This window comes from Natrinema halophilum (assembly GCF_013402815.2).
Taxonomy (GTDB): Archaea; Halobacteriota; Halobacteria; order Halobacteriales; family Natrialbaceae; genus Natrinema; species Natrinema halophilum.
Genome location: NZ_CP058601.1, coordinates 681641 through 707471, shown reverse-complemented (window position 1 = coordinate 707471; position 25831 = coordinate 681641). Strand labels below are relative to the sequence as shown.

At 60.9% G+C, this 25831-nt stretch carries 18 protein-coding genes and 2 pseudogenes; 10 read left to right on the top strand and 10 right to left on the bottom strand.

The features are described 5' to 3' along the window. Positions 1-62: 62 nt before the first annotated feature. A complete protein-coding gene (locus tag HYG82_RS24220) occupies positions 63-980 on the bottom strand; it encodes a glycosyltransferase family 2 protein (RefSeq protein ID WP_179259692.1) in 918 nt (305 codons plus the stop codon). A gap of 369 nt (positions 981-1349) precedes the next feature. On the opposite strand from HYG82_RS24220, the gene HYG82_RS24215 reads away from it, so the two are divergent. Then, on the top strand, positions 1350-2060 hold the full coding sequence (locus HYG82_RS24215) for a helix-turn-helix domain-containing protein (RefSeq protein ID WP_179259691.1): 711 nt from the start codon (positions 1350-1352) through the stop codon (positions 2058-2060). A gap of 34 nt (positions 2061-2094) precedes the next feature. Here HYG82_RS24215 and HYG82_RS24210 read toward each other — a convergent pair whose 3' ends face one another. The 3 genes from HYG82_RS24210 to gcvT all read right to left on the bottom strand — a co-directional run bounded on the left by HYG82_RS24210 (position 2095) and on the right by gcvT (position 4892). Beyond that, positions 2095-3039 carry a hypothetical protein gene (locus HYG82_RS24210; protein WP_179259690.1) on the bottom strand — a complete coding sequence of 315 codons (945 nt, stop codon included), beginning with the start codon at positions 3037-3039 and terminating at the stop codon, positions 2095-2097. A 372-nt stretch (positions 3040-3411) separates the two neighbouring features. Continuing rightward, positions 3412-3795, bottom strand: coding sequence for a glycine cleavage system protein GcvH (gene gcvH / locus HYG82_RS24205; protein WP_179259689.1), 384 nt, complete (start codon positions 3793-3795; stop codon positions 3412-3414). Next, positions 3792-4892 (bottom strand): glycine cleavage system aminomethyltransferase GcvT, encoded by a 1101-nt coding sequence (gene gcvT / locus HYG82_RS24200; protein WP_179259688.1) that lies wholly within the window; start codon positions 4890-4892, stop codon positions 3792-3794. Before gcvT ends, gcvH begins: the two co-directional genes overlap by 4 nt. Before the next feature lie 216 nt (positions 4893-5108). Between gcvT and HYG82_RS24195 the strand changes: the two are divergent. Then, positions 5109-6592: pseudogene (locus HYG82_RS24195) on the top strand (aldehyde dehydrogenase family protein). A gap of 45 nt (positions 6593-6637) precedes the next feature. Here the strand turns inward: HYG82_RS24195 and HYG82_RS24190 are convergent. The 3 genes from HYG82_RS24190 to HYG82_RS24180 all read right to left on the bottom strand — a co-directional run bounded on the left by HYG82_RS24190 (position 6638) and on the right by HYG82_RS24180 (position 12323). Next, the gene (locus HYG82_RS24190) at positions 6638-8269 is read right to left on the bottom strand and encodes a S8 family serine peptidase (RefSeq protein ID WP_179259687.1); all 1632 of its coding nucleotides are present in this window, start codon (positions 8267-8269) and stop codon (positions 6638-6640) included. A 403-nt stretch (positions 8270-8672) separates the two neighbouring features. Beyond that, the gene (locus HYG82_RS24185; protein WP_179259686.1) at positions 8673-10355 is read right to left on the bottom strand and encodes a S8 family serine peptidase; all 1683 of its coding nucleotides are present in this window, start codon (positions 10353-10355) and stop codon (positions 8673-8675) included. Positions 10356-10616: 261 nt separating this feature from the next. After that, positions 10617-12323 carry a S8 family peptidase gene (locus HYG82_RS24180; RefSeq protein ID WP_179259685.1) on the bottom strand — a complete coding sequence of 569 codons (1707 nt, stop codon included), beginning with the start codon at positions 12321-12323 and terminating at the stop codon, positions 10617-10619. Positions 12324-12675: 352 nt separating this feature from the next. Between HYG82_RS24180 and HYG82_RS24175 the strand changes: the two genes are divergently transcribed. After that, positions 12676-13161, top strand: a complete 486-nt coding sequence (locus HYG82_RS24175) for an NYN domain-containing protein (protein WP_179259684.1) — start codon at positions 12676-12678, stop codon at positions 13159-13161. Here HYG82_RS24175 and HYG82_RS24170 read toward each other — a convergent pair. Together HYG82_RS24170 and HYG82_RS24165 are read right to left on the bottom strand one after the other, a co-directional pair. After that, the gene (locus HYG82_RS24170) at positions 13158-13430 is read right to left on the bottom strand and encodes a DUF7513 family protein (protein WP_179259683.1); all 273 of its coding nucleotides are present in this window, start codon (positions 13428-13430) and stop codon (positions 13158-13160) included. The genes HYG82_RS24175 and HYG82_RS24170 overlap by 4 nt on opposite strands. After that, on the bottom strand, positions 13427-14998 hold the full coding sequence (locus tag HYG82_RS24165; protein ID WP_179259682.1) for a Na+/H+ antiporter NhaC family protein: 1572 nt from the start codon (positions 14996-14998) through the stop codon (positions 13427-13429). Before HYG82_RS24165 ends, HYG82_RS24170 begins: the two co-directional genes overlap by 4 nt. A 217-nt stretch (positions 14999-15215) precedes the next feature. On the opposite strand from HYG82_RS24165, the gene HYG82_RS24160 reads away from it, so the two are divergent. The 5 genes from HYG82_RS24160 (at position 15216) to HYG82_RS24140 (ending at position 21397) form a co-directional block, all read left to right on the top strand. Continuing rightward, positions 15216-16067, top strand: coding sequence for a TatD family hydrolase (locus tag HYG82_RS24160; RefSeq protein ID WP_179259681.1), 852 nt, complete (start codon positions 15216-15218; stop codon positions 16065-16067). A 278-nt stretch (positions 16068-16345) separates the two neighbouring features. Then, positions 16346-16924 (top strand): DUF2150 family protein, encoded by a 579-nt coding sequence (locus tag HYG82_RS24155; RefSeq protein WP_179259680.1) that lies wholly within the window; start codon positions 16346-16348, stop codon positions 16922-16924. Positions 16925-16997: 73 nt separating this feature from the next. Beyond that, positions 16998-18548, top strand: coding sequence for a hypothetical protein (locus HYG82_RS24150; protein ID WP_179259679.1), 1551 nt, complete (start codon positions 16998-17000; stop codon positions 18546-18548). A gap of 201 nt (positions 18549-18749) precedes the next feature. Further along, positions 18750-20087 carry a hydroxymethylglutaryl-CoA synthase gene (hmgB, locus tag HYG82_RS24145; RefSeq protein ID WP_179259678.1) on the top strand — a complete coding sequence of 446 codons (1338 nt, stop codon included), beginning with the start codon at positions 18750-18752 and terminating at the stop codon, positions 20085-20087. Positions 20088-20227: 140 nt separating this feature from the next. Next, on the top strand, positions 20228-21397 hold the full coding sequence (locus tag HYG82_RS24140; protein WP_179259677.1) for an AI-2E family transporter: 1170 nt from the start codon (positions 20228-20230) through the stop codon (positions 21395-21397). Positions 21398-21639: 242 nt separating this feature from the next. Here HYG82_RS24140 and HYG82_RS44440 read toward each other — a convergent pair. Further along, positions 21640-22511, bottom strand: a pseudogene (locus tag HYG82_RS44440) (IS200/IS605 family accessory protein TnpB-related protein); the annotation flags it as partial. Positions 22512-22767: 256 nt separating this feature from the next. Between HYG82_RS44440 and gcvPA the strand changes: the two are divergent. Further along, the gene (gene gcvPA, locus HYG82_RS24125) at positions 22768-24105 is read left to right on the top strand and encodes an aminomethyl-transferring glycine dehydrogenase subunit GcvPA (RefSeq protein ID WP_179259676.1); all 1338 of its coding nucleotides are present in this window, start codon (positions 22768-22770) and stop codon (positions 24103-24105) included. Further along, a complete protein-coding gene (gcvPB, locus tag HYG82_RS24120) occupies positions 24102-25685 on the top strand; it encodes an aminomethyl-transferring glycine dehydrogenase subunit GcvPB (protein ID WP_179259675.1) in 1584 nt (527 codons plus the stop codon). Before gcvPA ends, gcvPB begins: the two co-directional genes overlap by 4 nt. The last annotated feature ends 146 nt before the right edge of the window (positions 25686-25831 follow it).

Genomic DNA, 25831 nt, shown 5'->3' with positions numbered 1-25831 from the left:
TCGCTAGCTACCGACCCGACGGAACACCGTACGGCGGCGGTCAGCGACCGTAAACGGGTCGACTATTCCAACACCTCCACGTCGAACATCGACCGCCAGCGATAGCGTCGGCCGCCCCAGACGAACGTCCGCCGGGCGAGGGCGTACGCCAGCAGCGGCACCTGCGCGATCGTGGCAGGATACGAAAGCAGGACGGTCCATCGGCGGATGCCGAACGCGGCGTAGACGGCACCGTAACACAGCGTCGACAGGACGAGTCCGGCGAGCGGATAGAGGAGATACGCGACGGAGACGAGCGTGCCGACGACGGCGGCGGCGATCATCGCGTCTCGATCGTGATGCCGGACGAGTTTCGTAAACCGGACGTGTCGCTCGAGCGATTCTCGGATCGTCCCGCCGATTTCGACCCGGCGCGTGCGTTTTACCGCGGTGAAATCCACGTATTCGGCGAGTGTCCCGTCATCGCTCACCGTCCGCCGGAGGTCCCGGAGAAGCGCTTTCCCGTTTACGTCATCCCGTTCGAACACGAGCGCACCGCCCCACGCCACGTCGGCGGCGTAGACCATGCCCGTTCCCGTATACGCATAGAGCGGTTCGACCAGATACGAGAGGGGGTCGTTTCCGATGAAGACGGGGAGTTCCGAGGTCGGCCCATGTCGCTCGTAGTCGGCGTTGAGCGTGGTCAGCCAATCCGGCGGGTGGTGAAAGTCGTCGTCCGTCCAGATGATCCGGTCGTTTCCGGCGGCCTCCATTCCGGTCGCAATGGCGTTTGCCTTCCCCGAACAGCCCTCCGGCTCCCCGGCGGCGATGACGCGAGCCGTTACCGGTAGATCGTCTCGACGGTCGTACACCGGATCTGACCGGTTATCACAGATGATCAACAGCTCGTCGCCCGGCTCGAGCTGGTCGAGAACCTCCGCACAGGCGTCCGCCCACTCGACGGTCGGCAGTATCACGCTCGTGGGAGGGTACCCTGACATATGTAACCTGTATGTGAATTCTACCCTATATCTTTCGTCATTCACGGATCGGTTCGGCACCCGCTATTCGGGTCGCGTGGGGACCTGCCGCCGACCGCTGCGAGACGGCAACGCGCGTCCGTCGTCGCGGGACGCGGCTCGAGTCTTGGTGAGCTCTGGCACCTCGGGGATACCTGCCGATCGGGGTGTCGGAGACGGTATGCACCGAGTACGGATCGGGTGGCCGTCTCGACGATACGCCGCCAGTCCCGGGGAAACGAGCAAGTGGTCGGGCGAAACCCACGACCCGTAACGGGGACGACAAACGGGAAAGTGCCACGCCGAGGGAGTCTCCGGTAGCTACTTCAGCCGACCGGATGACCGACGAGTATGAGCGGGCGCGGACCCAAACGGGAACTCGCGGAGAAAATTGCCGGTGAAATCACACTGAGCGACGACCCCGGCGCGACGCTGCGCAAGTGGCGAACCGACTTCGATATCTCACAGACTGACCTGGCGGCCGAACTCGAGGTTTCCTCGTCGGTCATCTCCGATTACGAGAGCGGTCGCCGAGAAAGTCCGGGCATTGGCGTCGTCGGTCGACTCGTCCGAGGGCTCCTTACGATCGACGAACGGCGGGGCGGCGAGCGCATTCGACAGTACGGCCGAGTCCTCTCGGCGGGCTTCGAGAGCGACGTCGTCTACGACCTTCGGGAGTACGCCACGTCGATTCCCCTCTCCGAGCTCTACGCCGACCTCGAGGCGACCGAAGTCGCCTCGAGCGGCACCGACCGCGTCAGCGGCCACACGGTCATCGACAGCATCGAGGCGATCACGCGCCTCTCCAGCGAGGAGTTCTTCAGACTCTACGGCCAGAGTACGAACCGTGTGCTCGTGTTTACGGGCGTGACGCGAGGAGAATCGCCGCTCGTAGCATTACGCGTCGTCAACCCCACGCCGAACGCCGTCATCCTCCACGGAATCGACGAGGAGGATCTCTGGGATCACGCGGCCGATCTGGCGCGAATCGACGGGTACTCGTTAGCCGTGGCGAATCCGCCCATGGACGACATGCTCGAGCATCTCGTGAGTCTCGAGTGACTTCCACCCCACCTGACCGTCGTGGGTGATCAGGTTACTCCGTGTTCATGATCGTCGGACCGCCCATCGTCGAGACAGTATTCTCACCGTAGAGTTCCCGCTCCTGGTAGTCCTTGATCGGGTCGGTGAAGGCGCCGATCCCGCTGATCGCCGCTTGCCGCGGGAGGTCGCTGTCGAGACCGATGCCCACCGTCGCTGCGTAGCCGTAGTATCGCCCGATTTTCCGCATCCGATTCAGATCGATCGGGGTCGTTTTGTCGGCCAGGTCGACGCCCCTACTGTAGATTTCGTCCGTCGTATTCACCAGGTTCTTGACTCGGTCGAGGACGCCTCCCTTGTTCGGGATCGCGGCGTTGATCGTCGTCGATTCCGTGCCATCTCGCAGCGAAGAGTTGCTGAAATCGACCTCGAGTTCGACGTCGAGCGGGCGGAAGTAGTTATCGGCGACGACGTTCGTCTGCGTGAATTTCGGTTGGAGGAGGTCCGAGCCCGGCGATCCGCTCTCGACGGAGACCGATTCGTTTCCGGTTTCGAACCGATGGACGGCACCGTAGCCAGTCCCACTGTTCTGCTCGGTCTGGACGATCACTTCTACCTCGCCGTAATCGTACTCCTCGCACTGCCACTCGAGGATGTACGGAAGGGATGCACGGTAGGTTTCGCAGGGATCGAACCAGCCGCCACAGTCTGCACCCTGGGTGTCGTTTGGCAGGATGAACATGCCATCGTATCCGTACCCTTCCCAGCCCTCGACGACGCCATCGGCAGCATCGACGTTGAAGAGCACCTCGTCACCACCTTCGACTTTCGCGAGTGTCGGGAACGAGAGGGCAACTCGCCATCGCGTGTCGGTCCCGGACGCCGCTGTGGCACCCGCGCTGGGGATAGTGAGTGCCCCTGCACTGGCCCCTGCAATTTTCAATACTGTTCGACGCGAGGTCGCTCGAGGCTGCCCGCCGTTCGTGTTGGGTTCAACCATAGAAGGTTCAATTTAGTCAGTTATTGAAAAATATTTTGTAATCCATCTGCCGATAAATATGGGGCGGAGCCAGGTACCGAAACTGCAGAGCAGGGGTTGACCGGAGAAAAGAAGTCGGAACCGGTCGATCAACCACTCCATCAGAGACAGGGGGTGCATCACCTGCCACAACGACGGCAGCGCAGTGAGCACGTCGACCCAGGCACTGTTGTGGGGCGGGTTCGACTACACCAACTGAAACGATTACCAGCTACCCGTCTCGGCCCGGTAGGAGGCTGCGGCGACGAGGAGTAGCAGTCGACCCGAAGTCGGAAATACGAAGCCGGGAGCCACCGACGAATCCACTGTGCGGATTCGAGCACAGGAGCCGCCTTATGCGATCTGCTCTTCGTACTCGTCGGCGGAAAGCAACTCCGCCAGCTGGTCTCCGTCGGCCGGGTCGATCTCGAGCATCCAGCCCTCGCCGAACGGATCGTCGTTGACGAGTTCGGGTGCGTCGAACAGGTCGGCGTTGACCGCGGCGACGTCGCCAGATACCGGCGCGTAGAGGTCTGAGACCGCCTTGATCGATTCGACGACGCCGAACTCATCGTTCTGCTCGAGGGAGTCGCCCTCGTCGGGAAGCTCGACGAAGACCACGTCGCCGAGTTCGTCCTGAGCGAAATCGGAAATCCCGACCCGGACGACGCCGTCGGTCTCGTGTGCCCACTCGTGCGATTCTAGGTACCGTCTATCATCTGGAATTTCGAATCTCATTGTACTATGTCAATGAACGGTGTCGTTTCAACCCTTGCTTTTTTGAACTGGCCGCGGACGATCACCTGCAGCGTCGTCCCCGGTTCAGCGGATTCGACCGGTACATAGCCGAGACCGATCGGTTTCTCGAGCGTCGGACTCATCGTCCCGCTCGTAACGGTGCCGATAACCCGGTTCTCGGTCGTCGTAATATCGTAGCCGTGTCGGGGAACGCCGCGGTCGATCAACTGGAAGCCGACGAGTTGCTCTTCGACGCCGGTTTCCTCGACCGCTGCCAGCGCATCCCGTCCCACGAATTCGGTATCGAGTGCGACGACGAAGCCGATACCGGCCTCGTAAGGCGTTCGCGGGTCGGTTTCGGGATCGAAGTCCTGGCCGGCAAGCAACAGTCCAGCCTCGATCCGCAGCGTGTCGCGAGCGCCGAGTCCGCAGGGTTGGCAATCGAACGCCGCCCAGGTTTCCTCGGCTGTCTCCCAGGGGAGGATCAGTTCGAAGCCGTCTTCACCAGTGTAGCCCGTTCGAGCCGTCCAGCATTCGACGCCGTCGATCGTCGCGTACCGGGCCTCGAAGCGCTCGAGGTCGTCGACCGACTCGTCGGCGATGCTCTCGACCAGATCGACCGCGTGTGGCCCCTGAACGGCGAACATCGCGTATTCGTCAGTTCGGTTGTCGACGGTCGCGTCGAGGTCCCACTCGTTTCGGTAGCTGATCCATCGTTCGTGGGTCGCCTCGTCGGTGCCGGCGTTGGGGACGAACAGAAAGGTCGACTGGTCGTCTTCGTCGGGTAACCGGTAAACGACGGTATCGTCGAGGATGATCCCGTCTTCGTCGGTGATAGCCGCGTACTGCGAGTCGCCAACCTCGAGTCGGGAGACGTCGTTCGACGTCAGTCGCTGCATCAGTTCCGTTGCGTCCGGTCCGGTGACGTGAATCTGGCCCATGTGTGAGACGTCGAAGATGCCGACGTCCTCCCGAACGGCCCCGTGTTCGATCTGGATCGAATCGAATTCGACCGGCATGTCCCAGCCGCCAAACTCCGTGAACTTCGCTCCGCGCTCGTCGTGAATCCCACGTAACGGCGACGTCTGAAGCGGCATATCCTGAATGTAATCCGCGGAGTAGTAATGTCTTTTCGTCGGCGGAACACACGGCGGTCACTTCGCGTCTGACCGATGGATTTCCCCGACGAAGAAGGGTTCTGCGACCCACAGTGTGTCTCGGCTAGCACCGTAATCGAAATCGGTTACAACGGGACGGGCTATCGTCTCCGGTTGGCGAAAATATATGATTATAAACCGCGTAAAAACGGAGGTATGAGCGTCCCGAAGCTCGAGCCACAGGCCGACTGGAATCAGTTGTTCATCGATGGCGAATGGCGTGAGGCTGCCAGCGGTGACACCATCCCGGTCGAAAACCCGTCGAAACAGGAAGTGTTTACGGAAGTACCGGCGGCGACCGAAGACGACGTTGACGCTGCGTACGAGGCGGCAGAGTCGGCACAACCGGCATGGGAAGAGACGCCACGCGAAGAACGCAACGAGATAGTCAAATCCCTGCTCGACGAACTCAATGCGCGGTTCGAGGAAGTTGCGGGCCTGCTCGCGACCGAAGCCGGTACGCCATCGTACCGCGCACTGGGCGAGTTTGCGACTGCGACCGGTGACGTGGAGATGGCACTGGAACTCGAGGCGCCCGAGGAGGAGGTTCGACCGTCCACGTCGATCGACGATAAGGACAACCACATCGTCTACGAACCGGTCGGCGTCGTCGGAGTCATTTCACCGTGGAATTTTCCGCTACACCTCTCGTTGCGAGCCGTCGCACCGGCAGTCGCGCTCGGAAATACAGTCGTCTTGAAGCCCGCGACGGATACCCCGATCACCGGCGGGCTACTGATCGCGGCGATCTGTGAAGCGGCAGGCGTTCCCGACGGCGTCGTCAACGTCGTCACCGGTCGCGGCTCCGACATCGGCGACCGGTTCGCCAGCCACCCGATCCCGCGCGTCCTCTCCTTTACCGGATCCACTGCCGTCGGCACGTCCGTCGCCGAAAATGCCGCCGGGAGCCTTGCCCTCCCTGCGCTGGAACTCGGCGGAAACGCGCCTTTCGTCGTCACCGACGGGGGCCGACCTCGAGGAGGGCGGCTCGAGCCGGCGCGTTCGGCTCCTTCTTCCACCAGGGTCAGGTCTGCATCTCGATCAACCGCCATCTGGTCCACGAATCGCTGTACGACGACTACGTCGACTCGCTCGTCGAACACGCGGAGTCGCTGGTCGTCGGCGACCCCTCAGAGAACGAGGATGTCACGTTCGGTCCGGTTCAAAACGAGACGCAACGCGACGATCTGGTCGAGTTCATCGAAGCGTCCGTCGATGCCGGCGCAACCCTCGAGACGGGCGGGGAGGCCGATGGCCTGTTCGTCGATCCGACCGTCCTCTCGGATTGTACGAACGATATGCCGACGGCGTGTAACGAACACTTCGGCCCTGTCGCCCCAGTCATTCCGTTTTCTAACGACGAGGAGGCCATCGAACTGGCTAACGACACCGAGTACGGCCTCTCCGCGTCGGTGTTCTGCGAGGACGTCGAGCGCGCTCGCGATCTCGCCGATCGGATCGAAGCGGGCATGGTTCACATCAACGACCAGCCGATCAACGAGGACCACAACGCGCCCTTCGGCGGCGTAAAGCAATCCGGCCTCGGCCGCTACCACGGCGAGTGGATCGTCCAAGAATTGACCGAGCCCAAGTGGATTTCCGTCCAGAATGAGGAGCGCGACTACTTCGTGTTCGAGTAACAGACGAGGTCAGCCCAGTCGCGGCCCGATTCCGGCCTGCACTGACTACCGCCCGCGTTCCTCGAGCCGAAGCGCGTACTCACCACGCCCGCTTTTCGCGTGCACCTGTAGCCCGAGGTCTTCGTCGCCCTCGAGCGAGAACGTAACCGACTCGGTTGTCCCGGATTCCGTCGACGATTCGTCGTGGTCCCATCGGGTGGGCGAGCGACCGTCGGTGGTCACGTAGAGGTCGAAGTCGCCGGCCGAGGGACCCTCGAGCGATATCGTAATCGAACAGGGCTCGGTCGTCTGCAGCGCGTAGCCGTACCGATCGCTCTCGCCCCACCAGCCGCTACCGTCGAGTGTGCCGCCGGTGCTCGCGGTGGTGGTCTCGTCACCACACTGGTTCGTGGCATCCTCCTCGGACTCTTCACTGTCAGTCCCGCCGTCGCCGTACGGATCTGTTTCGACGGCCGCAGCCGCATCCACGCGTCCGTACCCCTGTTCGGTCTCGCCGAGGCCGACATCGACGGCGGTTTCGCGGAGGTGCTGACGGAGGTCCGATCGCGCCAGGTCGGGATGTGCCGAGAGCGCGAGACCGGCGACGCCGGCCACCACCGGCGACGCCATCGACGTCCCCGACATCCGCGCGTAGCCGTCGCCGGTGACGCACGAAACGAGGCGGCTGCCCGGCGCGGCGAGTTCGACCTCTGGACCGGTGTTCGAGAAGGAGGCGATCGAATCGTCGGATTCGAGCGCCGAGACGGCGACGACGGTATCCTCAGAGGCGGGTGAGAAGACCCGGTCTGTCCCCGCATTCCCGGCCGCAGCGACGAGGAGGACGCCACGGTCGGCCGCGTACTGGCAAGCCGATCGCATGCTCTCGTAGGAGCCGTCGACACCCAGTGAGAGGTTGACGATATCCGCGCCGGCGTCGGCAGACCACTGGATCGCGTCGACGACGTCCGACAGTGATCCTCGCCCGGTCTCGTCTAAGGCGCGGGCTGAGAGCAGCGAGCAGTCGCTGATCCCCGCGTGACCGGTCCCGTCGTCGGTCCCACCCGCAGCGATACCGCCGACATGGGTGCCGTGGTCCTCGTCGCCCGCGGGGTACGGATCACCGTCATCGTCGGTGAAATCCTCGCCGACTCGGTCGTCGATAACCGACTCGAGGGCGGGGTGGTCGTACTGGACCCCCTGGTCGACGACGGAGATGATGACGTCTTCGCTCCCGCGTGTGGTCTCCCAGGCACGCTCGCAGCCGATCTGCTGTGGCGCGTGCTGGTAGTCGTAGTAGGGGTCGTCGGGTTCGAGCACCGACTGCACGGTGACGTTCGGTTCCGCGTACTCGACTGCGGGCGAACGGGTGATCGCCTCGATGAACTGCTTGCGTGCGTGAGCGGGAGCCTCCGAAGGGAAGGAGACGACGGCGTAGCGGATCGTCTCGTTGGTGTGGACGACTTCGGCGTCGCCGGGGACGGCGGCGCGCGCTTCGCTGGCCACGTCGGCGGCGTCCGATTCGATGCCGACGATGATCTCCTCTTTCTTCGGGCCAGGCTCGCGACCGGGCGTCGCACGTGCGACGCCGCTCGAGCCGATCAGCCCGCCGAGGGTGATCGAGCCGGCACCAGTCAGGATCGTTCTACGGTCGTACGTTCGGTCGAAGGCGGTCCGGTCGGGGGGACCGTTCTGTGTCATGAGACTATAGTCATACTATCCTGAAATTAGTAAACTCTTATCGAACTGAACTTCGTTTATTCCAAAATATTCCGATCAATAGTGTTCCGAACGAAATGCCTTTACGACTTAAGTTGACAATATGTTCAGTTGGGCAGTGAAGGGGCGGAATTCGGCGGAAAAAACGGCGACTACGTTTTCGGCGAACGACGCCGCGTTCGAGCGTCCATCGGGCCCGTGCGATCGGCACTTTGCTCTCCCGAATGGCTCCGAAGTCACAGCCCGCACTGACTACAGTCGGCGTGAGAGCGCTGGCGAGTCGATGCTACCGTCGAGCATTCCGCGTGCGTCAACTCGGCGCGTAAACGCCACATTCGAGTCAGGCGGGGGCCGGTTCCGGTTTCGGGATTCGCGCCTGCCTCGATTATCGGCCGCGTTCCTCGAGTTGCAGCGTGTACTGTCCGGCTCCCCGTTCTGCGTGAATCTGTAGGCCGAGGATGTCGACGCCGTCGAGTGAGAGATCGACCGACCCGCTCGACCCCGAATTGGTCGCGGACTCGTCGTGGTCCCACCTGCTAGGGGAACGACCATCGGTGGTCACATAGAGTTCGAAATCGCCGTCGGCCGGTCCCTCGAGAGTAATCGTGGCCGAACAGGGGTCGGCTGTGCGTAGCGAGTAGCCGTATCGGTGGCTCTCGCCCCACCAACTGCGGCCGTCGAGCGTTCCGCCCGTGCGTGCTGTGAGAATCTCGTTCCCGCATTGACCGGACGGATTCTCTCCGTTTTCGTTTTCGTCTGGGCCACCGTCTTCCTGGTTTGTATCCTCATCCGGGTTCGTCCCATCACCCGGGTCCCCGTCCCCGGACGGGTCCGTTTGGACTGCTGCGGCGGCATCGACTCGGCCGGCTCCCTGTTGTGCGTCGGAAAGGCCGACATCGGCTGCGGTTTCTAAAAGGTGTTGCCGGAGTTCGGACCGTGACAAACCGGAGTGTGCCGAGAGTGCGAGTCCGGCGACACCAGAGACCACCGGCGCCGCCATCGACGTTCCCGACAACCGTGCGTAGTCGCCGCCGGTGACGCTCGAGACGATCTGATTACCCGGTGCGGCGAGGTCAATCTCCGGTCCCGTGTTGGAAAACGAAGCGAGTGAGTCGTCAGAATTCAGTGCCGAGACTGCGAGGACGGTTTCTTCGGAGGCAGGCGAAAAAACGCGGTTGACACCCTGGTTGCCCGCTGCGCCGACGAGCAAGACGCCGCGATCGGCGGCGTACTGACAGGCCGATCTGAGCGTTTGGAAAGAACCCTGGACACCCAGCGAGAGGTTGATAATGTCCGCGTCGGCATCGGCGGACCACTGAATCGCATCGGCGACGTCCGTGATCGCCCCCTGACCGGTCTGATCGAGCGCACGTACGGAGAGCATCGAGCAGTCGCTGATACCTGCGTGGCCGGTTCCGTCGTCCGTTCCGCCGGTCGCGATACCGGCGACGTGCGTTCCATGGAATTCGTCTCGACCCGGGTACGGATCACCGTCGTTGTCCACGAAATCTTCGCCGATGCGGTCGTCGACGACCCCCTCGAGGGCGGGATGGTCATATTGGACCCCCTGGTCGACGACGGAGATGACCACGTCCTGGCTCCCGCGGGTCGTTTCCCAGGCTTGCTCACAGTTGACCTGCTGGGGTGCGTGTTGGGAACCATACTGGGGATCGTTCGGCTCGAGGAGCGACTGGACTGTGGCGTTCGATTCCGCGTACTTGACGGCGGGCGATTGCCTGATGGATTCGATAAGTTGCTCGCGATTACGATCAGACCCATCCGAGGGAACGGAGACGGTTGCGTACCGAATCGCCTCGTTTGCATGGGCGACCTCGCATTCTTCAGGAGTGCAGACGTGTGCCTCGTGGGCGACGTTCGAAACTGACGGCGAAAGACCGACGATGATCTCGTCGGACTTCGGACCCGGTTCACGGCCAGGTGTTGCAGTCGTAACATCGCTCAATCCGAGCAGCCCACCAATGGCGATCGACCCGGCCCCAGAGAGGATCGACCGACGGTCGTAGGTGCGATCGTTCCCGTCTCGGTCGGGGGGATCTTTTTGTGTCATTAGATGACATTCATCAAGGTTTGAAATTAGTAAAAACTTTCTAAACCAACGATAGTTTATTTTGGATGCTAGATGGACGAATATATAGGGCACGTTACATCCTTAAAAATAGTGAGTGAATATACGAAGGCGATCGATTACGGGGGTAGTACATCTCGAAAAACTGGGTTCGAGTTTCCGCGCGTCGAGCCGAGTTCGCTACGCGATTCTGGGTCTGGAACTAGGGTGAAAATACCACACCGGTGGTTCGAAGGAGCGGTTCTATCGGCCCTGTTCTTCGACGGACAGGGTGTAGGAGCCACTCCCTCGATACCGTCTGACGAGGATACCGAGCGTTTCCTTGCCGGAGAGTTTGATCGGAATCTCTTCGCTGGCGTTTTGGCTTACCGACCGTTCGTCGTAGTCTAACGTCGTCGGGGTTCGCCCATCGAGGGTCAAGTAGAGGTCGAAGTCGGCGCTCGACGGTCCATCGATGGACACAGTCGCGTGACAGGGCATCTCGGTCTTTAGTTGGTATACGTAGGTATCGCTCGAATCGCCCCACCACCCCCCACTGAATTCGCCATCGGCAGTCGTCGTATTGACCTCGTCGCCACAGGTACCGGGATCGGGGTCAGGGTCAGGATCAGGGTCAGGGTCAGGATCAGGGTCAGGGTCAGGATCGGGATCTGGATCTGGATCTGGAGAGCTACCGGGTTCAGTGGTGACGGCATTGCCGGCGTCGACGCGGCCGCTTCCTTGCTCGGTTTCCGCCAGACCGACGTCGACGGCGGTCTGTGTGAGATGGTCTCGCAATTCGTCGTTAGAAAGGGACGGCCACGCGGATAACGTGAGCCCGGCCACGCCGGCGACAACCGGCGACGCCATCGACGTTCCGGAGTAAGAATCGTAATCGTCCCAGGGGATACTCGAGAGGACGTTGCTCCCGGGTGCAGCCAGTTCTATCTCCGGGCCGACGTTGGAGAAATCCGACAGCGTTTCGCGCTCGTTGAGCGCGGAGACGGCAACGACACTATCATATGCGGCTGGATACGCGACGGGAGCACCATAGTCGTTGCCAGCAGCCGCCACGAGCAAGGAGCCATTCGAGTACGCATACTGGCAGGCCTCGGCCATGAGTTCGGTGGGGTTACCACCGCCGAGAGACAGGTTGATGATGTCGGCACCCTGGTCGGTCGACCACTGGATGGCGTCTGCGATATCTGAAAGCGAACCGCCGCCAGTGTCGCTTAGCACTCGTGCTGACAGCAGCGTACAGTTCGAGATACCGGCGTGACCCGTCCCGTTGTCTGTGCCGCCGGCGGCGATCCCCCCCACGTGCGTTCCGTGACTCTCGCTTGCACTCGCCGGATATGGATCACCGTCGTTATCCACGAAATCGTACCCGCCGTTCGAGACGCTGTCGGATACGGTCTCCGTAAGATCAGGGTGATCGTACTGAATGCCCTGGTCGACGATAGATATCGTCACGTTTGGGTCGCCGAGGGTCGTCTCCCAGGCCTCTTCGCAATTGACCTGTTGCGGTGCGTACTGGTTAGCATAACTGGGATCGTTCGGCCGATAAAGGGGATCTTGGGCCGTGGCATCGCTCTCTGAGCCAGCGGAACCCGCATCGAGAGCCCGATAGGTCGCGTTGTCCTCCGTATACCGGACCCAATCTACGGTGCGGAGGTCATGTTTGATGGTTTCTCTTTTCTGTCCGCCGTCGTCGGGAACGATAACTGCGGCGTAGCCCAACGTCTCGTTCGTATGGACAATTTCTGCGTTGCTCGGAAGCCGCGGTGAAATCGTCTCCTCGACGGTTCCGTCAGTCGAATCGACCCCGACGATCAGTTCCGATTCCTTCGGTCCCGGTTCGCGACCCGGCGTCGCGGCCGTAACGCCAGCGAACCCGGCCAGTGCGCCGAGCGTGCCGAGTGATTCGAGGACGGAGCGACGGCCGACATTGCGGTTATTACTATTGGCCATTTCCAGAAAGAAAGGCAGTGTGGCGGCATTAATAACTTACTATATTTTTCAGAATTTAATTTGGCTCAGATGACTGGGAAGGTTATAATATACATCCGCGAACGTCGGGCCACGCTACTGAAGGGAAAATGGATCTGTGTACCGACGCACGCACAGGATATTAGCCGATCCAGGGGGTGCGTTGCATTTCGGACTCGATCAGCCGAAACGGAAGTCACAGTCGTCGATCAATCCGTCGAATAGAGATCCAGTCGTCGAAACCACGCGGACACCGGGTTTTCGTTACATCTATTCTTGGGCACGGGAAAGGACGGACGACTGCCAATGTTCGAGAAAGGACGGACGACTGCCAATGTTCGATAGCCTTCGCGCTCGTCTCGCTCCCGACACGGCGACAGAGCCGGTAGTAGGGCTGTTCGTCGACGGGCCGAACGTCTTCCGCGAAGAATTCGACGTCGACCTCGACGATCTTCGAGACGCTGCGAGCGACTTCGGTCGGGTCGGGGTGATCCGTCTGTATCTCGACGAGCACGCTACACCAGGTCTTATCCAGGCCGCTGAGGCCCATGGTTTCGAGGTGATCGTCACCAGCGGCGACGTGGACGTTAAACTCGCCGTCGATGCGACCGCGCTCGCCGCAAACGGGACCATCGACCGGCTCGCGATAGCCTCGCGAGATACGGATTTCAAACCCGTCATCGAGTACGCCGGGACCGTCGGCGTCGCAACGATCGCGATCGCTCCTGGAACGTACGGTCGCTCGGATGCGTTGCGAAACGCGGCCGACGAGGCCGTCACGCTCGAGACGGCGGACGATCAGCACGCGAGCAAAACCTAACCTGTAAACGAACTCTGACCGACGACATCGAGGAGATCGCCGTGTCCGGTGGCACTTGCCTCGTCGAACTTGGTCACGCGAACACGAACCTGTTTCTCGACGGTTTCCGGTCCAGCACCGTCAATGATCAGTTCCGTATCACCAATGAACGCCCGACCAGAGGTCCCGTTGGTCTCCGCGACGAAAACCTCGAGTTCGGTCCCTTCCTCGAGAGTCGGCCGGTTCGCTCGGAACCGCCAGCCAGTGAGATACTTCTGCAGGAAATTCATACGCGGGCTACCTCCTCGCTCTCTCTGTCGATTACGTACTCGCGACCGAAGCCGGTCAGTGCGGCGACGACGAAGACGGCCACGAGGAGCCACCCCTGAAAGACGAACGGGACGACATCGATCGGCGTGACGACCATCGACTGGTCGAACCAACCGTACTCGCCGGGGAGTTCCTGCATCGCGCTGTAGCCGGCGAGTACGCCGCCAGACCACGGGAAGATGTAACCCAACGCGGCGGTCTGTCCGTCCAGAATGTTCGCTCGGCGATAGCCATTGAGATTGAATCGCTCGCCGATCTTCGAGATGTAGGGTCCGATCGCAACCTCGGCGGCGGTGTTGATCGTGATGATCGCGTTGATCAGCGCTGCCGTGCCGACCATCGTCAATTCGGCGTTGCGGACGCTCGTCGCGAGGTTCTCGATGGACCAATCGAGCAGCGCCTCGAACGCGCCGCCACGGATCATGATCTGAGCCGCTCCGATGATCAGCAAGACGAGAATCGACAGTTCGAGAAAGCCCGACACGCCGCTCATCAGGCTTCCCGTGACGCCGACCGCGTCGGGGTCCTGGACGACCGTCAGAAACGGCAGTTCGGCGAGCGGTTCGGCCAACGGTGCGTCCGGCGGCGCGTTGAACATGACGATGTCACCGATACTCGCGAGGCCGAAAACGAGGTTGAAGAAGACGGCGAGTACGATTCCCCACGAAATCGCCTCGACAATGTGGCGCCCGGCGACCGCCGCACCGATCACGGCGAGCATCGAAATGACGTGAACGAGGCCGATCGCTTCGCTTCCCGAGAGAAATATTTCCTGGGCTTCGGCACTGACCTCGAGTCCGCTCATCCCCTGGCCAACAGCGACGTAGCCGAGGAAGGCGATGGTTGCGGCAATAATGACGTACTTGAACCGCGAGGCCACGACGCCGCCGATGTCGGCGTCTTGAGTGACAGCGCTGACAATCGTCGTGTCGCTGACGGGTGCGAGATTGTCGCCGAAGATCGCTCCGGAGAGAATCGCCCCGAACAGCAATACTGGATTCGCTCCGAGGACCACGCCGGCCGGGAAGAACAGTCCGACGAAGGCGACGGTCGCACCATATCCGGTGCCGATTCCTGTCGTGAAGATGGCGGCGAGAACGAACGTGATCGCCGGAAACAGCGCCGCACCGACGCCCCCGGTATCGGCTAGCCAGACGAGGCCGCCGACGAAACCACCGTCCTGTAGCAACTGGGCGAACATCCCGGCCCAGATCCATGCCACGATCGCTGTCACGGCGACCGGCTGCGTCATCCCTTCGAAGATGGTGTTGGCGTAGGTCTGCCAGTTTCCCCGGACGAAGAACATGCCGAGGATGAGCCCGATCAGTATTCCAACGATGAGTCCGCCCGTATCCCCGATCCGCCAGAGAGCGGTCTGGACGATCGCCCAGACGATGAAGAACGCGATCGGGAACGCGCTTACCCCGCGACCGCCGTAGAACTCGACTCGAGACTCGCTCTCACGATCCGGCTGTGTGAACTGCTCGGTTGGTCCGTCGCCGGCCGAATTATCTTCGGTACCGCTCACGTTGGGTCACCCATACTGATACACGCAATTCCTTACCACACCCGTTTTTATAACCATTACTGACAATACTTTATCCGAAGGAAGCCGTGGTTCAGGGGGCAGTAACCAGATGTTTAATGTCCCAGAAATTCACATCACAATCTCTCCGGTCGTCGGGGGTCACAGAACCTAAGCCCGAGTCGGTGACTTTTCGAGCGCGGGTCCCCCACTGTCTCCTATGATCGACGAGACGCCGGTACTGGACGACCACCTCCACCTCGATCCGGACAACCATCGAGGCATCGCTGCCGTCAAAGATTTCGCCCGCGTCGGCGGTACTCACCTGCTCGTGGTTAACAAGCCCTCCTGGCATCTCGGCGTCGAGGCCGAAACAGGCGACGATTTCCGGTCCGTCTTCGAGCGCACCATCGAAATCGTCGAAGAAGCATCGAGCGAACTCGAGGGACGAGCCTGGCCCGTCCTCGGCGTCCACCCGGGGCTGATTTCCAGACTCGTCGACGACCGCAACTTCGCACCCGAGGAAGCCCGCGACCTAATGATGGCCGGAATCGACGTCGCCGCAGAGTACGTCGAAGCGGGCGATGCGCTGGCGCTGAAATCCGGCCGCCCCCACTACGAGGTAGCTGACGACGTCTGGAAGGCGTCGAACGAAGTCATGCGACGGGCATTCGAGCACGGTGCGGCCCTCGACTGTGCCGTTCAGTTGCACACGGAAGCCAGCGAGGATCTGTCGGCGGTCACCGACTGGGCCGAAGACGTCGGCCTCCCGGCTCATCGAGTCGTCAAACACTATGCGGGCGGCCGCCTCGAGGGTCCGACACCGAGCGTGATGAGCGAGAAAGACCGTCTCGAAACCGCTGTTGCGCGCGGTGATCCGTTCCTGATGGAAACCGACTACATCGACGATCCTGATCGACCAGGAGCGGTTCTCGGACCGAAAACGGTACCTCGTCGCGTCCGATGGCTACTCGAGTCCGGTCACGACGAGGCAGTCGAGACCGCACACGTCGATACGCCGGAACAGGTCTACGACATCGACACGGTAGCGACACTCGAGCAAAACCAGTGAGCAGGTTCGGGAAAGTGAGCTACCAGCATCCCCGTCGACCGCGCGGGAGTACGGCCACCCGAAACACACTCGTTCGACGGACGTGTATCGATGGTGGACGACCGAGTGACAGGTGATTGCAAACGAGTGCAGCGTCAGACGCCGCGAGGAACGAACGGCGGATTGTCGCGTGTACCGACGTTTTCATGGCCAGCGAGGTCCTTCGACGGATCGTGAACATTCAGCTGATCCGGCTGATGTAGAGAAAGGCATTTCAAGCGGCCGGTGTAGGTGTCTGTATGAGCAATTCCCCGACCGAGTTCTACTCGGAGGAGCGCTGGCAGAACTGGATCGATCGCATCAAAGACGAAGAGATCGATCCGGAAGACGAATCTTCGGCTCGGCTCCTGCTTAATCTGCAGGACGATACGGCTATCGCAATCGCGAAAATCGTCGCAGCCTACGACGACGGGGAGCTCGGTCAGGAAGACGCGTTAGCGGAAATCAACGACGTCCGCGAGATCGTTCTCAGCGAGGTCGACATCGAAAACGAGGAGAAACTGATCCTCGTCGACGGCGTCCAGACGAGTCTGGTTTGCGTCTTCTTTGCCGCCGAAGAGTACATCGCCAACGGCCCAGTCGAAGACGGAAGCGTCGGGGATTATCTCGGGGCTGCGGCGGACGCCGAAGCCGAGGAAGATCTCGACGCCGCACTCGGTTACGCAGCCCAGGCCGGGACGCTCATTATCGACGACGAGGAACTCGATATGACCGTCGCCGACGATCTCGAGTACGGGCTCGTTACCGAATGGATCAACGGACTGGACAGTCTCCAGAGTGCGATGAGCGATCCCGAAGTCGTCGAGGAAGACGAATAGCGGCCGTCGCGACCAGTTTTGAGTCACGATCGGTAGCCACCAGACGTTTAAGCAGCGACGACTATCCTCGCCTATGCCACCGTGGGAAGATGAGCGGGCGGTGACCGTCCAGATCGGGGCGGTGTTGATGCTCGCTATCGTCTTCGCCGCGCTCGCGATGTATCAGGTAAACGCCGTTCCTGCGCAGAACCACGCGATAGAGAGCGATCACAATCAACGGGTTCACAACGAGATGTTGGAGTTGCGAAACGCGATCAGAAACGTTGGGAGCGACGGCGGCTCGAAGTCGGTTTCCGTAACTCTTGGCGCTCAGTATCCGTCCCGTACGTTTACCGCGAATCCGCCGGACCCGTCGGGAACGCTGAAGACGACCGGGACGGGGAACGTGACCGTTTCGAACGCAGACGTGCAAAATTCGTCGGAGTACGACGAGAATCCGGATCGTCTGGTCGGGATGCCGTACGAATCGACCACGCTCGTGTATCGACCGGATTACAACGAGTACCGAGACGCGCCGGCGACCAGGATCGAACATGGTTTCGCGTACAACGACTTCGAGGAGGCGACCATCCCCCTGTCGGGGAACGGAGTGATCAGCGACGGAACGATCAGGCTCGTTCTGTTGAACGGGAGCGTTTCGGAGGCCGGTCGCGGTGGCGTCTCACTCGATCCGGAGATACTCAGCGGACCGAACGATCCGGTCCCCGTTACCTCGGACGGAAGTGGCAATATTACGCTTTCGATCCCGACACGATCCCCGAGTGCCTGGAACGAAACGATCGGAACCACGTTTGACGACGGCGAGTCGGATGCTCGAGTCGTGGCCTACGCGGACGGCACGCTTCGGATCGAACTTGCGAAGAAGGGGGAACCCTACGACCTCCAGATGGCGCGCGTTGGAGTCGGTGACCACGGGGCTTCCAACTCTGACTTCGATGTCGAACGCCGGGGAAGCGAGTCCGGATCGAGTCCAGCGTACTCCGTCGACTGGCAAGATCCGTCGGGGCAGTCGAGCGTCGTCGACAGCAACTGTACCGACGACTCCTGTGTCGTTACCGGTACCTCCGTCGACCTGACGATGGGTACCAACGCAACTGCGGACGGTGCGACCGTCAGGTACGCAGTCAGTGATCAAAACGTCGGGAATGTATCACCGACGGAAGGGACGACAAATAGTAGCGGAATGAACACCACGATGTTCACAGTCAACTCGAGCGCTACGGACGGGGACACGGTTGCCGTCTACACTTCGAGCGGAAGCGACGGCGACAAAATCTCCCTCGAGATATCGCGCAGCGGCCCCTCGCTCGAGTCGGCTACCGGTCGAATGAATACCGAGCATACGAAACATGGACTCCGATCAGCCGAGTTTACCTGGAACCTCTCCAACCGTGGGGACATCGACGCTCGAATCCGTGATCAGAAAGGTGGAACGGTCGTCGGCAACGAGACAATTACCAACGCAGCAACGAGCGGTAGCACGATCGTTCAAGTTAAGAGCGGTTCCAATCAGGGTGGCGCAGAGCCCTACCCAGTATGGCTCGAGGTCGAAGTCCGCGATACTGGAGAAGTCTGTGGGGCCCAACTGAGCAAAGCCGATGGAACGGTCGATCTTTGCAATTGAAAGACGGGTAGACCGATTCGCCACAAGTTCAGTTATGGGCGCCATCGACAGGCGCCCAGATCCCCGAAGCCGTACGCTGCTCCATTACACACTTTGACACCTCTTTTCTCGGTGCGTCGACTAGATGTGATCCGAGAGGTTTAGACAATCGTCGAATCGACGAACGACAATATCTTGTACTATCACCTGTATTGGAAACGTATGACAGCAGTCGGCATTGACGCCGTCGAAATCTGGACCGGGAACCTCAAACTCGATCTTCCTGGGACGTTCGCCCCGGAGAAAGGCGAAGACCCCGCTAAATACACGAAGGGGCTCGGCCTCAACGTCAGTTCCTTCCCGGACAGCTACGAGGACATCGTCACGATGGGCGCGAACGCCGCCCACCGGCTGATGGAGCGCAAAGGCCTCCAACCCGACGATATCGGACGAATCGACGTCGCGACCGAGAGCGCCTTCGACAACTCCAAGCCGGTTTCGACGTACGTCGCTGGATGCCTCGAACAGGTCTACGACGGGGATTTCCACCACGCGAACAAGGGCGAACGGAAGTTTGCCTGCATCTCGGGAACGCAAAGCCTGGACGACGCGTACAACTGGATTCAGGCCGGTCGCAACCGTGGTCGCTCGGCACTGGTTATCGCGACCGATACGGCGCTGTACGCACGCGGCGACGACGGCGAGGCGACCCAGGGTGCCGGGGCCGTCGCGATGCTCATCAGCGAGGACCCGAGTCTGGTCGAACTCTCCACCGAGCAGGGCTACGGCTCTGCCGACGAGACGGATTTCCTCAAACCCAACCAGCAGTTCCCCTCAGTCGACGGCAAACGGTCCGTGCAAGTCTACCTCGCACGGATGCGCGAAGCCCTCGAGGACTTCGAGAGCGTCGCCGGCGACGTCCACGAAGACGACATCATCTATGCGCCGTTCCATACCCCGTTCCCCGGCATGGTCCGAAAGGCTGCACTGTTAGCCTACCGCCACGTCATCCGCGATACGAGCATCGAGGACGAACTCGCCGAGGAAATCGGTCGACAGCCCCGGCCCGAAGCGTTCGACTCCGACGACGAGTACCGCGATGCCCTGCGGGACTACATGGATGCGCTCAAAGACACCGATCGCTACACCCAGTGGTACGACGCAACCATCGACCCGACGCTGACGATTTCCCGTGAAGTCGGAAACTGGTACACCGGATCGGTCCACGTCGCCCGTGTGAGTGCTCTCAAACACGCCCTCGAGAACGAACGCGAGGTCGCTGGTGAGAAACTGCTCGTCGCCTCTTACGGAAGCGGCGCGCAGGCAGAAATCCACGCTGAGACGATTCAGGAGGGCTGGCAAAACGAAATCGAAGCTCTCAACGTCGACGAACAGCTTGCAGATCGCTACGAACTCGAGTGGGAGGACTATGAAGAAATTCACGACGTTCACAACCACGAGATGGACGTCGATGTCGAGGAGTTTACGACGCCAGATTCGGAGTTCGTGTTCGACGGGTGGGGCAGGATGGGCGAACGAAAGTATCGATACGTCGAATAGCAGTCGTAACCATCGTGGAGTAGCAGGTCGCGGTACGCAAACGAAACCGCTGAACCTGTCGAGGCCGAACTGATCCGTCCGACTCGGAATTCTCGATTTGTATCAATGGACTAATGTAACGTGTCGCTCTAGGACTCCACATGGCAGACCGTCCCGGTCCACCGGACTGGCTCGTAGACCAGCCCGGATTGACCGCGCTCGCACTGATTAGCGGTACCCTCGCGCTGTTCGTCGTTCTGCCGTATCTTCAATACGTCCTCTTCGGTGTCGTTCTCGCGTACATTATGCACCCAGTCCAACGACGACTCGAGAATTATGTCAGATCGACGGTCGCAGCGATCACGGTGGTCGTTGCGACGTTGCTCGTGGTTTTGCTCCCTCTCGTGTACGTCGTCTCTGTCGCTATACGCCAGTCGATACGGCTCGTCAGTTCCATCAGACAGGGTCAAATCGACGTCGAGACGATCGAACAGGCCCTTGCCACTAACGGGTATGCCGTCGATCTGGCGGATCTGTACCAGTCGAACCAGAACCGTATCGCAACTGGTCTCCAGGGAATCTCGACGGGAGCGATCGATATCGTCGGCGGATTGCCGGGTGTTTTCATCGGGCTGACTATCACCCTGTTCGTTCTCTTCGCACTGTTGCGGGATGGAGAGAAGCTCGTTATGTGGTTCCAGTGGGTGCTTCCAATCGACGACGACGTGCTCGAGGAACTTCGTATGGGACTCGACCGCCTCATGTGGGCCTCAGTCGTCGGAAACGTCGCTGTTGCGGCCATACAGGCGGTAATGCTCGGTATCGGGCTTGCGGTTGCCGGCGTTCCCGCAGTCATTTTTCTCACCGTGGCAACGTTCCTTCTGACGCTGCTTCCCCTCGTTGGCGCGTTCGGAGTATGGATTCCAGCGGCGGTTTACCTCCTCGCGGTCGGCCGGCCAACTGCCAGCGCTACCCTGGGAGTCTACGGACTGTTCGTTACGTTCTCTGACTCGTATCTCCGGCCTGCCTTGATCGGGCGATCCAGTACGTTCAACTCAGCGATTATCGTCGTCGGAATTTTTGGCGGCCTCGTGGTCTTCGGTGCCGTCGGGCTGTTCATCGGTCCCGTCGTCCTCGGCGGCGCAAAGATCACGCTGGACAGTTTCGCTCGAGAACATACCGGAGAACGGGCCGATGAGTCGGCGTTGGAAACGGCTATCGAGGAACCCGAATCGAAGGAAACGGCCGTCGAATCTGCGTCGACGACGAGCGAGGACACCAAAACGGAGCCGACGGAGTGTGCAAACGACGAGGCTGGTTTCGAGCAGTGAGCTGATCCCGCTCCTTTCTCACGACCAGCAGAGTACCGGCCGAGCTAACCGCACTCGGATTTCCATCGGGGGACTCGGTCTCGAGGTGACGGTAAAGGGTAGTGGAAATTGACATCCTCCCGCGCCGAAAGACGCGGGAATCCACGAAGTGGATATTCAGGTTGCGCGTTTCCTCGGGGTTCAAGTACGCTTTCGCGTGACCCGTCAACGGTCGCCACCGAATTGTGACCAGCGGTGTGCTTTCCAGCGCGTTCGGCTTTGTACATGATGAACTGTTGGAGTTGGTGGAAGTGCCACGAGTGAACACCCGACCACGAACTATTCTCAGGGATTCCGTCGAGGTCTTCCATCCGAATGACGGGGGTCTCGAACTGTTCCGCGAACGTGATGAGGCGATGGGAGAGTTTGTGGTTCAAGTCCGTAATCCGACGATTTTCTTTGTCACCTACACGGTTGCGTGCGCGAAGCGCACCCGCTTCCGAAAGCGAATCGCGGAGGGAACGATATTTGCATCGAACGTACTTTGCCTCTCCACCAGATACCAACATCGACTCGCATTCGCCAGAGGGCGTCGCAGCAAGGATGTGGCATTCCCAATATCGACACCGATGGGTATTTCGCCCGACGTATCGGTGTCGTATTCTACGTTGAAGCTACAGAACCAGTCCTCACCACGCCTGTACACCTGAAGCCGTGTCTTCTTGGCGTCCCCTTCAACCAGTCGGTCTACAGGGTCGGCAATGTCGTCGTAGATTTCGATAGGCGTGTACCACCATTGTGAGATACAGGGGAAGCCGACGATGACCGTGCCGATGTCGTTCGTGACGAGTTCCCAGTTCTGAGTATTACCGGCGAACGGCTAACTCTCTCGGTATCGAACCTCTCCATCCGTGTCGTGGTCGGATTTGGCCTCACGAATAGCTTGGTTCTGAATGGCCGAGTAGAGTGCGTTGTCGATGCTGGCTGTGGTCACGGACTTGCCGAAGTCTCCATTCTTCCATCCGTCAATGCAGAATTGGTTGGTGTCACGGTAGAATCGAGAGGCGTGTTGCCACTCTTTGCGCCGTGAGAGGGATGGATTGTGGAACTTCGCGGTGACAGTCACCGTGACCATTACAGATGTAACTCGCCCCAGTTTCGTAAGTTTCCGTTGGAATATCTGGTTGTGCTATCGTCGGGAGGTTGGGTCACGAAGTGACGGCGCGTATCCACGGCCGAAAGGCCGTGGCGTTGCGCCTGTTCAACCTGTAACAAACGAGTGCGTTCATAACCCCTAGTCCGTTAGATATGAGTATCGTGTCCTGGATCGAACGCGACTGTCACCACCAGAGCGGAACAACCGGATCGCTCGATCGAGACTACGTCTAGCCATGAACGGATTACACGCAACGGGGAGTCCGTACGCACCCCATACGGAAGCGGACCGCAAAGCGATGCTCGAAGCTGTCGATGCGGACACCGTCGAGGACCTGTTCGACATTCCGGCCGAGGTCCGGTTCGACGACCACTTCGGCATCGACGCACGAACTGAACGGGAAGCGCGCCAGCTAGTACGATCGACTCTCGACCGTAACGACGACATCGTCGAACTGCTCGGCCGAGGCCACTACAGCTACTACGTGCCGTCGCTGGTCGATCACCTCGCGGATCGGTCGGAGTTTCTCACGTCCTACACGCAGTATCAGCCCGAAGCCTCTCAGGGCTTCCTCCAGGCGCTGTTCGAGTACCAGTCGCTCCTGGTCGAGCTAACCGGCCTCGAAATCGCGAACTGTTCGATCTACGATGCGGCGACGGCGCTCGGTGAGGCCGCCACGCTGTCCGATCGGGTCCGAGAAACGACGGGACATCGCGTGCTCGTCCCCCAATTCCTCCGCGAGGAACGGCGGAGTACCCTCGAGAACTACATCGCGGGCACCGATCTTACGGTCGAGACGTATCCAGTCGACGACGGAAACGTCGATCTGTCGGGACTCGAGGCGGCCCTCGACCGCGAAGCAGTGATGGTCTACGCCGAAAATCCGACCGTTCGAGGAACGATCGAAGAGAACCTGGCGACGATCGGTTCCCTCACTGATGCCAACGATGCCCTCTTCGCGCTCGGAACGGACCCCATCGCACTCTCGCTGCTCCAGCGGCCCGCTGACGTTGGTGTCGACGTCGTCGTCGGCGACGCAAGCGTCCTCGGTCTCCCGACGAGTTATGGAATGGGGCTTGGCCTGTTTGCGACTCGAGAACGGTACCTCCGGCAAACCCCAGGTCGATTGGTCGGTGCAAGCGAAGACGCGACGGACAGGCGCGCGTTCACGCTGACGCTACAAACGCGTGAACAGCACATCCGACGCGAACGCGCCACGAGCAATATCTGTACGAATCAGGCCTGGGTTGCGCTCCGAACAGCGATGCACGCCGCAGTTCTCGGACCGAGTGGAATGGTCGATCTCGCAAAACGCGGCGTCGAACGAGCGGAAGGCTTGGCTGAGCGACTCGACGATCTGATCGGCGTCCACGCCCCAGTTCACGATCGGCGCCACTTTCGCGAGTTCGTGGTTCACGTCGACCAGCCCGCGCGAGCCGTCGCCGGCGACATCGAACGCCACGGCTTCGCAGTACACGTCGTCGGCGACCACGAGATCCAGGTCTGTGTAGCCGGCGTTTCCGATGAGCGACTCGACCGATTCGTCGCTATCTTCGAGGAGGTGGTCCGATGACCGACGACCGGTCGCCTGAACGCGTTGCGTCGCAATCGCGATACGATCAGGCCCGGTACATCGAAAACGGCGAGTACGAACCCCTGCTCTCGGAGAAAGACCTGACGCGGATCGAGATCGAACGGGTTGCGGACGACGGTGGCGGGGCCGGGCAGAAAACCGGTCACGCTGACGTCGAAGAGACCGCCGAAAACGGTACCGCCAACGTGAACGCCACCAGCGGCGGCTCGCCGTTGCCGGACGACCTGACGCGTGATTCCCTCGAGCTTCCGGAGCTTTCCGAACCCGAACTCGCTCGTCACTACACGCGGCTCTCCCAGATGACCTACGGGATCGACAGCGGTCCGTATCCGCTTGGTTCCTGTACGATGAAGTACAACCCGAAGTTTACGGAGGACGTGGCAGCACTCCCGTCCGCGGCCGTTCATCCCGATCGGCCCGACGAATCGATCCAGGGCACCCTCGAAGTCCTCTATCGCCTACAGGACTACCTCGCCCGTATCGGCGGGATGGACGCAGTGACGCTTCAGCCGCCCGCCGGCGCGGCGGGCGAGTTCGTCGGAATTCGCGTTGCCACAGCCTATCACCAGCACAACGGAGAGGGCCATCGAGACGAGGTCATCGTCCCCGAAAGCGCCCACGGTACGAACTTTGCGAGCGCCGCACTCGGCGGCTACGACGTCGTCTCCCTGCCCAGCGACGACGAGGGGCGGGTCGACCTCGAGGCGCTCGAGGCCGCGTTATCGGACAATACCGCGGCGCTCATGCTGACCAACCCGAACACGCTCGGCCTGTTCGAGCGCGACATCGAAACGATCGCGGCGATGGTCCACGACGCCGGCGGATTGCTGTATTACGACGGGGCAAACCTGAACGCCCTACTCGGTCGCGCACGCCCCGGAGATATGGGTTTCGACGTGATGCACTACAACGTTCACAAAACGTTTGCGACCCCCCACGGCGGCGGCGGACCGGGCGCGGGTCCGGTCGGCGTCGTCGAAGAACTGGCGCCGTTTCTTCCCGCACCGACCGTCCGCGAGCGCAACGGAAGCTCCCGATCGGATGAGCAGGTCTACGAGCGAGTCGATCCCGACCGAACTATCGGTAACGTCCACGGCTTCCACGGCAACTGGCTGGTACTGCTCAAAACGTTCGCGTACATCGCCCGTCTCGGTGACGGCGGACTCGCGGACGCAAGTGCCTCCGCCGTCCTGAACGCGAACTACCTCGCGGAACAGATCGATTACGACATCCCGTACGGCCCGTTCCACCACGAGTTCGTCGCTAGCGCCGGCGAGCAGGACGCCGCCGACGTCGCGAAACGAATGCTCGATTATGGCGTCCACCCGCCGACGACGAAATGGCCCGAGATCGTCCCCGAGGCCCTGATGACCGAACCGACGGAAGTCGAAAGCAAAGCGACGCTCGACCGTCTCGCAGCCGCGTTCAACGCTGTGAAAGACGAAGCCGACGAGACGCTCAAGAGCGCGCCGGAGCGGACCACCGCTCGCCGGATCGATCAGACTAGCGCCGCGCGGACCCCGCGGTTGTCGTGGCAAGCGCTCTCGGAAGACTCCTAACCCGAAATCGCACCCAATTCTTCGGCCGTTTCTCGTCCCGGAGAACCTATTCTGGTCAACGATTGCCGGCATCGCGTCGAGGATGAATCGACCTGCCAGCATCGCGTCGAGGATGAATCGACCTGCCAGCATCGCGTCGAGGAAAA